The organism is Pseudomonas pharyngis (assembly GCF_021602345.1).
GTDB classification, from domain to species: domain Bacteria; phylum Pseudomonadota; class Gammaproteobacteria; order Pseudomonadales; family Pseudomonadaceae; genus Aquipseudomonas; species Aquipseudomonas pharyngis.
The window spans coordinates 735,852-743,189 of sequence record NZ_BQID01000002.1 but is presented as its reverse complement, the minus strand read 5'-3'; the positions used below and the strand labels follow the sequence as shown (position 1 = coordinate 743,189).

Sequence of the window (7,338 nt, the reverse complement as noted above, 5' to 3'; positions counted from 1 at the left end):
CGGACATGAAAGGCAACCGGGTGGCTGCAGCCCCGGCCCCTGCAGCCACCCGGTTGCCTTTCATGTCCGAAGGCGATTTGGCCAGGCGTTTTGGGGGCGGAGAGGCGGGTTGTTCTTCAACCTGGCGGACCCGTTGTTCGAGTACCGCCAGGGCTTTCTGTTGTACTTCGTATCGTTGCTTAAGCTCCAGAAGTTCCTGTTTCAGGGCTTCTACATCGGCGTCGGGTGCTGCTTGCAGCATCGCCGCGGGTAGAAGAGTACTCAAACATACAGCAGCACGCAGTGATACTGATCGATACATGAATAAGCCGTCCCTTTAAGCCCAATGATCGAGACTCAGCGTAGTTCAATATCCGATATTGCGTAGTGCCCTGAGTTGAGTCAGGTTGCAGTCCAGTGCGCCGGCAGTCATGCCGTTATTGTTCAGGACAACGTTGAGTTGGGTCAGGTTGTTGACTACGTTTGCGTTACCGAGCAAACGGGTGTTTTGCAGCAGTCCGCCCTGGGCGACTTGTTGCAAGGCTGTCCCCTGATTGCCGGAGGCCTGAATGGCCATTTGCACACCGCCATTCGTGGCTGAAACAGCGACACTGCCGGCGCCATTGCTGCCGGAAATGGTCTGGCCGGCCATCAAGGCCTGGCCCTGGGCAGGCATCAGCGCAGGTGCCTGGCTGGCTTCTTTGACGTTGATCGCAACGTTGTTGTAGGCGGAGTTGCCGTCGCCAGCGGCGCGCACACTCTGCGTCACGCCCTGGCTTGAGTTGAGTGCCGCGCCACCCACGACCGAGCCAGTCCCCAGTTCCGGGGTACTGCCATTGCCGTGTTCCTTGATGGTCGAGACGTAGAATTCAGGTTTGACCGAAGCGGCCTGCAATTGCATCGAGGCCGATGCCCCGATCAGATCTCCACTGGCGTTGCGCCAGGTACTGCTCATGACGACACCGAAGCTGATGATCCGGCCCGGCATGACATAACGACCGCGCAGCTCTGCGAGCTCCTGGTCCTTGATTTCGATGGGTTTGAATCCTGCATTGGCATAGCCTGACGCGCTTGCTGCCAGGCAGGCGGCGGCCAGCCAGTATGAGGTTTTCATCTGCTGCTCCCGGGACATCCAGCCCCACTCTTGTAATCGGCGATTAAAAGAAGTCGCTCTGTATGAACCCGAAGTCCATCAATTCAGCATCTTTGACCGGGTTGAAGGCATCCAGCTTGTTTTTGGCCGTCACCGGTACCGGAGGGCTGCGCAAGGCATTGGCCTTGTCATATCCGGGGCCGACGATGGCAAAGACAATGCCGTTCCAACCTTTGACAAAGTCATCATGGGAGTAGCGTTTGTGTCCTAAAACCGGGTCTCCGATGTAAACCCAATCCTTGTCCGCCCGCTGCATCACCACGAAATGCTTGTAGCCGCGAATTTCCATCAGTACCACCACCGGGATCGTGACTGCGTCGAGTTTTTCCGGTGGAATCTTGTAGCCCCTGGCGCGCATGCCGATGCTTTCTATGTAGCGCTTCATGTCGAGCATGGAGAAACCTTGAGTACGGACAAGGTCCTGGTCAGCGTTGACCAGCATGCCTTTGATGATGTGCTCTTCATCGACGTCGAGCCAATAGGCCTGGCGCAATACCGTCGCCAGAGCGGCGGCGCCGCAACTGAAGTCGGTTTTCTGTTCGACGATGTCGGCAAACTTGCGCTCACGAATGCTTTGCACGTTCTTGTAGACGAGTGTGCCGCCAGGCAGGGCGGCAACGGGCATCTGGGCAGCCTGGGTCAGGCCGCAGAAGCAAAGCAGAGCGAGGAGGGCAGTCTTACGCATGATCGATACGCCTTTGCGGACTGAGGAAAAGCCCCGTTTCCGGGGCTTTCGTTTCGATCGCGATTACATGCAGGCTTTGCAACCTGCGGCGATGGACAGCGAGTTGCTTTGTTGGTTACCAACACCAGCGGCGTTGTTGTAACCAGCGTTACCCGAGAAGTTGTTACCAACATTGGAGATGGAAGCGTTGTTGGTCACAGGGTTTTTCCAGCCATCAGGGGTCATCACTTGTTGAGTGGTCACACCTGCCAGGCCAAAGACGCCCACTGCTTCGAATTTGGCTTTTTGATCTTTGTCGCCACCATGGCCTCTGTCGTTATTGCCATATCCGCCATGACCGTGATCGTCGTCTTCGATTTTTGCAGTGCCCTTCGCGTAGAACGCGCCAGCCCCGGCGAAAGTACCGGTGAGGGTATCTTTTTTGTAGGTTTGAGTGCCGTTGTTGGCTACGGTCAGGCCAGTGGAGGTTTGGTTCGCAGCAGCAGCGGCGTTAGCTACACGACCACCCGATACAGCAATTGCCAGGTTGTTTTTCTGTTGGTTGAAGTTGCCGGCACTGTTGTTCACGCCAATGTTGCCGGAACCGCCGTTACCCACGTTGTTGAGGTTGGCGTTGTTTGTGGTGGAGTAGTTCGCAACGGCGTTGTTGGCGTTGACTTGAGTTGCGCTGGAGACCGACACCGCAGAGCCGAAGATGAAACTTTCGTCGGCAGTTGCCAGAGCGGCGGCATTGTCTTGCTGGTTGCCATCGCCGGCGGTGTTGTTCATGCCAACGTTGCCGTTGGTGCCATTGGCCGAGTCGCGGACGGAGGCATCATTTTTGGTGCCTTGGTTGCCGACCAGATTGCCAGAGCTGCTTTGCGTGTCGAGCACTGCCGCCCCGGCGCCAGCGCCGATTTGCAGCAGTTGTTCCAGGGTTGGGCCTTTTGGTTCATGGTTGCCATGCCCGTTACCATGACCGTGATTATCATCACGACCGCCTGCCTGTGCTGCGATTGCCATCACTGCTGCGAGTGCGAAAACCAGTGGTTTGAGGGCCATTGTAGGTTTCATGGTGTTTCTCCGTGCTTATTAGTTGGTTAAGTGTTGGTACTTTCTAATTGCACTGCTTTTGTTGTTTGGGTCAGTCAGCGACCCGGATGCTCAGGGTGTTAGCCATTCGGTTCCCCACCCCGGCACTCTGGTTCACCTGGATTACCCCTCGGCTGCCGGTGAAGGCCTGATCACTTGTCGTGACCTGGCGACTGCCGGGTGAGGTGCCAGTTGCTCCTGAGCTCGGTAACAACGCCACGTTCTGTTGGGAAAGGGCGCTATCGTCAACGGCCTGCGGGCCAGCACTGATGCTGACGCGCGTGACGTTGGCCATCTGGTTGTTGGCCCCGGCGCCTTGGTTCACGCCAAGGATCCCGTTGCCGTTACTGAAAGAGGTGCCGCCGATGTTGGCGCTCGCGTTGATCGAGCGGTCGGCGGGGGTGTCGATTTTCTGCTGCACGCTGGTCCTGGCGTGGGACTCGGTGCCAATGGCAATCGCCTTGACGTTGGCCTGCTGCATCTGATCGCCAGCGGCCTGGTTGACGTTGAAGTTGCCGCGGTACTGAGCACCGGAGTCTTGAATGTTCGCGTTGTTCACAGCGCTGGGATCGGCCATCACACTGGAGCAACCGAGCAGGGCAAGCAGGAGCAGGGAACGATTCATGTCACTGGCCTCCAGCCATGCGGGTCAACGGAGCGAGACCGGAACTCATCGCGCGGTTTACGGTATTGGAAATCGAGCTGCCGGCACCGCCGCCATGACCGCCGCTCATGCCGGGCAGGCCGTTCTGGTTGGTCAGGTTGTTCATGCCGGGCAGGTTTGAGCTGGGGGTGTTGATGTTGCCGCGGATGGAAGAGCCGCTGGCTATACGGGCAAAGTCACCATCACTGAGTTCGGTATTGCTGAGCGTCGAATTGATGCGGGCAGACGGGTTGGCATTGACAGTGGTCGGATAGGGGTCTTTGCCACCGCTGCGACCGATCGGGATCGGCTGGACATCACGATTGAGCACGATCACGCCGTTGCCTTCGGCCTGAACGTTGAAACTGAGAAACGGGCTGGCGGCTGATCCGATCAGCAGAAGGCAGGTAAAGGCTTTTTTGATATTCCCCACGGCGGCAATTCCTTCTTCAGTGGGCTGGGCCTGGTCAGCGTTGTGAAGGAGAGAGCGAAAGCTGTGCCGCTTTTGAAATGTCTTTGAGTTTCAATGTGTTGAGTGGATTGAGCGTGGGGCTGATACAACAGCTGTTTCATCGATGAAACAAAACACTGCCTGCGCAACCCGTTAAAGACAGTGCAAAGCTCTGGACCAAGGGTTTGCGCGCAGGTGTTTCAGTGGCGTAACAAGTCGGATGACAAAGGGATGAAGGGCCTTGAGACGGGCACTTTGCACCTGAAGGAGTGTTTCAGGAATGGACACTTTTCCCCCAAAGCAGGGGGATACGGCGGGTCATACGCCCCGCAAATCGGGTCAGTTCGCGAGCAAGGTGTGCACCGCATCGAAGGCCCGCTGCTGGCGTTCGGCCCAGTCGCCCTTGATGATCTGCAAGGGTTGGTGATGGTTTTCCAGCCATGTGCGGGTCGCCTGATAGAACGCGAGTCGTTCGCTCAAGTCGGGCTGGCAGCGCTGACCGTCGTCCGTCCATTCGATCTGCTCCGGGGACAGGAGCAGGTGCAGGTCGTAATGACGGGCCAGCAACTCGGTTTCCAGCCAGGGCGGGCACTCGCCGAATAACGTCTGGCTCCACAGCATGTTGCTCAGCAGATGCGTGTCGAGAATCAACAGGCGCGGCTGCTGCGCGCGTGCTGCGTCTTCCCATTGCAACTGGCCGCGCGCGATCTCGGGGATGTCGGCCAGGCAGGTATCCCGAGGGTTCTGCTCGATGAACCAGCGCACATATTCGTCCACCCGCAAACCGCCGAACTGCTGTTGAATCCCGGCCGCCAGCCAGCTCTTGCCCGTAGACTCGGGACCGGTCAGGACAATCACTTTCATCGTTGCAACGCCGGATCGGCACGCCATTCGCGCCAGCCTTGCACCGCGATCAGGGTGAACAGGGCATACAGCGCCGCCGTGAGGTACAGCCCTTTATAGAGGAACAGTCCGACGAAGATCACATCCAGCACGAACCACAGCGCCCAGCATTGCAGGCGTTTGTGGGCCATCCAGAATTGCGCGACCAGGCTGAAACCGGTCAGCGCTGCGTCGAACCACGGTTGCGCCGCGTCGGTCCAATGGGCCATGGCCGCGCCCAGCAGCAGACTGCCGACCGCACCGATGGCCAGGCCCTGCGCAATCGAGCGATTGTCGAGCCGGCTGACTTCGCGCCCGTCATGCATCGTCCCGGCCCGCGTCCATTGCCACCAGCCATAGATTTGCAGCCCGGCATACACGACCTGCAGCAGCATGTCCGAATACAGTTTCACCTCGAGGAAAACCCAGGTGTAGAGCGACACCATGACCAGTCCGATCGGCCAGCACCACGGATTCTGTTTGACCGTGAGCCACACGGCGATCACGCCGAGGGCGGCGGCAAACAGTTCTAGCCCGGACATGCAGGATCCTTGGGGGAGTTGGGAAGGGAGCGGATTGTACCGAAAAACAGGTGGGAAACGAGTTCCCACCTGTTGCAGGGATCAGACGCGGAACTGGCGCAGCAGCCCGTTCAGTTGTTCGCTGAGCTGGCCGAGTTTCACACTCGCCACGCTCGACTGCTCGGCCGCCAGCGCGGTGCTGTGGGACAGGCCCGCCGCTTGGGTGACGTTCTGATTGATGTCTTCGACCACGTGCGCCTGCTGCAGCGTTGCGCTGGCAATCGAGGCGTTCAAGCCGTTGAGGTTACGCAGGGCCTGGCCGATCGCGTTCAGGCTGGCGCTGGCCAGACCCGCCTGTTCGATGGTCAGTTGCGAAGCCTTGCTGCTGTCGCCGATCACCTTTACGGCGGCTTCGGAGTGGTTTTGCAGGCGTTCGATCATCGTCTGGATTTCCGCCGTGGACTTCTGCGTGCGCTGCGCCAGCAAACGCACTTCGTCGGCCACCACCGCAAAACCGCGACCCTGTTCGCCGGCCCGAGCCGCTTCAATCGCGGCGTTGAGGGCCAGCAGGTTGGTCTGCTCGGCGATCGAGCGGATCACCTCCAGCACGCTGCCGATCTGTGTGCTTTCAGTCGCCAGCGTGCGGATGACTTCCACCGCTTGATCGATGGTGCCGGAGAGCTTGTCGATCTGTTGCAGGCTGCCGTCGATGTTGATCTGGCCCTGCTGGGCCTGGGCTTCGGCGTCACGCATTTCGCTGGCGGCGTGTTCGGCGTTCTTCGCCACGTCCTGTACGCCGTAGGTCACTTCGTTGACGGCAGTGGCTACCAGCTCCATCTGCTGCGACTGCTGCTGGCTGCGTTGCTGGGCCTGCGCAGCATCGTTGCCCAGCTCGCTGGACGATTGGCCCAATGCACTGGCGGATAGCTGCAAGTCCCCGATCACCCGGCGCAGTTTGGCGGTGAAGGCATTGAAGTGATGCGCCAACTGAGTGACTTCGTCCTGGCCGTGGGTGTCGAGGCTGCGGGTCAGATCGCTTTCGCCGCTGGCGATGTTGGCCATGGCGTTCACGGTTTCCTGCAACGGACGAACGATGCTGCGGGCAATCAGAATCACCAGCAGCGCCATGATCACCGCGATGACCAGTCCGACCACGGATGCCTTGATCACCTGGTCCTGGAACTCGGCCTGCACGTCGTCGACGTACACGCCCGAACCGATGACCCAGCCCCATGGCTCGAACAATTTCACGTAAGAGGTCTTGGCCACCGGTTCACTGGCACCGGGCTTGGGCCAGCGATAGTCGACCATGCCGGCGCCCTTGGCCTTGGCGATGGCGACCATTTCATTGAACACCGCAAAGCCGTCCGGGTCGCGGATCGTCGAGAGGTTCTGGCCTTCGAGTTTGGGATTGGTCGGGTGCATGACCATCACGGGCGTGAGGTCGTTGATCCAGAAATAGTCGTTCTGGTCATAGCGCAGGCCACGGATCGCGGTCAGCGCCTGTTTCTGTGCCACATCGCGGGTCAGGGTTCCTGCGGCTTCGAGGCCTTGGTAGTAAGTCAGCAAACCGCTGGCGGTCTGCACCACATGCTGGGTTTTCTGGGCCTTGGCGTGGTAGAGGTCATCATGGATCTGCTTGAGCATCAACACGCCCAACGTCAACAGCATGACCACGGCCACAATCAAGATGAGCCACAAGCGTCGGCTGATCGACACACTGCGCAAGCTGTTCATAACGCTGTCACTCCGGATTCTTTTTCTTGTAATAAACCACCGCCAGCATCCAACCACGTTTCGGTGACCGGGCATACGCGACCCAAGTCGTAGAACGCGGCAGCGCTATTACGGCTTGTCTGTTAGGATTTCGGCCCCGCGCGTGAAAACCTGAATCGAAATTGATTTTTCACGGAATTTTGACTGTTTCGTGTGGATCCTGTGCGCGCGGAATCG

The 7,338-nt window shown here is 58.9% G+C and carries 9 protein-coding genes; all 9 read right to left on the bottom strand.

Annotated features, from left to right (window positions below; translation table 11 throughout):
* Positions 1-301 (bottom strand): coiled-coil domain-containing protein (locus tag L6D74_RS06930; protein WP_476748350.1); only part of this gene is annotated, 301 nt, incomplete at its 3' end.
* Between the two features lie 45 nt (positions 302-346).
* Entirely contained in the window at positions 347-1,093 is a 747-nt protein-coding gene (locus L6D74_RS06925) for a hypothetical protein (RefSeq protein ID WP_236188402.1), read from the bottom strand.
* Positions 1,094-1,136: 43 nt separating this feature from the next.
* A complete protein-coding gene (locus tag L6D74_RS06920) occupies positions 1,137-1,817 on the bottom strand; it encodes a C39 family peptidase (protein ID WP_007957477.1) in 681 nt (226 codons plus the stop codon).
* A 63-nt stretch (positions 1,818-1,880) separates the two neighbouring features.
* Entirely contained in the window at positions 1,881-2,870 is a 990-nt protein-coding gene (locus L6D74_RS06915) for a heme utilization protein (protein ID WP_236188401.1), read from the bottom strand.
* A 70-nt stretch (positions 2,871-2,940) separates the two neighbouring features.
* Positions 2,941-3,513 (bottom strand): hypothetical protein, encoded by a 573-nt coding sequence (locus L6D74_RS06910; protein WP_039768194.1) that lies wholly within the window; start codon positions 3,511-3,513, stop codon positions 2,941-2,943.
* Between the two features lies 1 nt (position 3,514).
* Entirely contained in the window at positions 3,515-3,964 is a 450-nt protein-coding gene (locus L6D74_RS06905; RefSeq protein ID WP_236188397.1) for a hypothetical protein, read from the bottom strand.
* Between the two features lie 357 nt (positions 3,965-4,321).
* Positions 4,322-4,846, bottom strand: a complete 525-nt coding sequence (locus L6D74_RS06900; RefSeq protein ID WP_236188395.1) for an AAA family ATPase — start codon at positions 4,844-4,846, stop codon at positions 4,322-4,324.
* A complete protein-coding gene (gene pnuC, locus L6D74_RS06895) occupies positions 4,843-5,406 on the bottom strand; it encodes a nicotinamide riboside transporter PnuC (protein WP_236188393.1) in 564 nt (187 codons plus the stop codon). Before pnuC ends, L6D74_RS06900 begins: the two co-directional genes overlap by 4 nt.
* 81 nt (positions 5,407-5,487) lie before the next feature.
* On the bottom strand, positions 5,488-7,122 hold the full coding sequence (locus L6D74_RS06890; RefSeq protein ID WP_221399635.1) for a methyl-accepting chemotaxis protein: 1,635 nt from the start codon (positions 7,120-7,122) through the stop codon (positions 5,488-5,490).
* Positions 7,123-7,338: the final 216 nt, after the last annotated feature.

Coding starts and splice junctions, on each gene's coding strand:
- L6D74_RS06925 (WP_236188402.1), bottom strand. CDS start 1,093: ATGAAAACCTCATACTGGCTGGCCGCCGCCTGCCTGGCAGCAAGCGCG.
- L6D74_RS06920 (WP_007957477.1), bottom strand. CDS start 1,817: ATGCGTAAGACTGCCCTCCTCGCTCTGCTTTGCTTCTGCGGCCTGACC.
- L6D74_RS06915 (WP_236188401.1), bottom strand. CDS start 2,870: ATGAAACCTACAATGGCCCTCAAACCACTGGTTTTCGCACTCGCAGCA.
- L6D74_RS06910 (WP_039768194.1), bottom strand. CDS start 3,513: ATGAATCGTTCCCTGCTCCTGCTTGCCCTGCTCGGTTGCTCCAGTGTG.
- L6D74_RS06900 (WP_236188395.1), bottom strand. CDS start 4,846: ATGAAAGTGATTGTCCTGACCGGTCCCGAGTCTACGGGCAAGAGCTGG.
- pnuC (WP_236188393.1), bottom strand. CDS start 5,406: ATGTCCGGGCTAGAACTGTTTGCCGCCGCCCTCGGCGTGATCGCCGTG.
- L6D74_RS06890 (WP_221399635.1), bottom strand. CDS start 7,122: ATGAACAGCTTGCGCAGTGTGTCGATCAGCCGACGCTTGTGGCTCATC.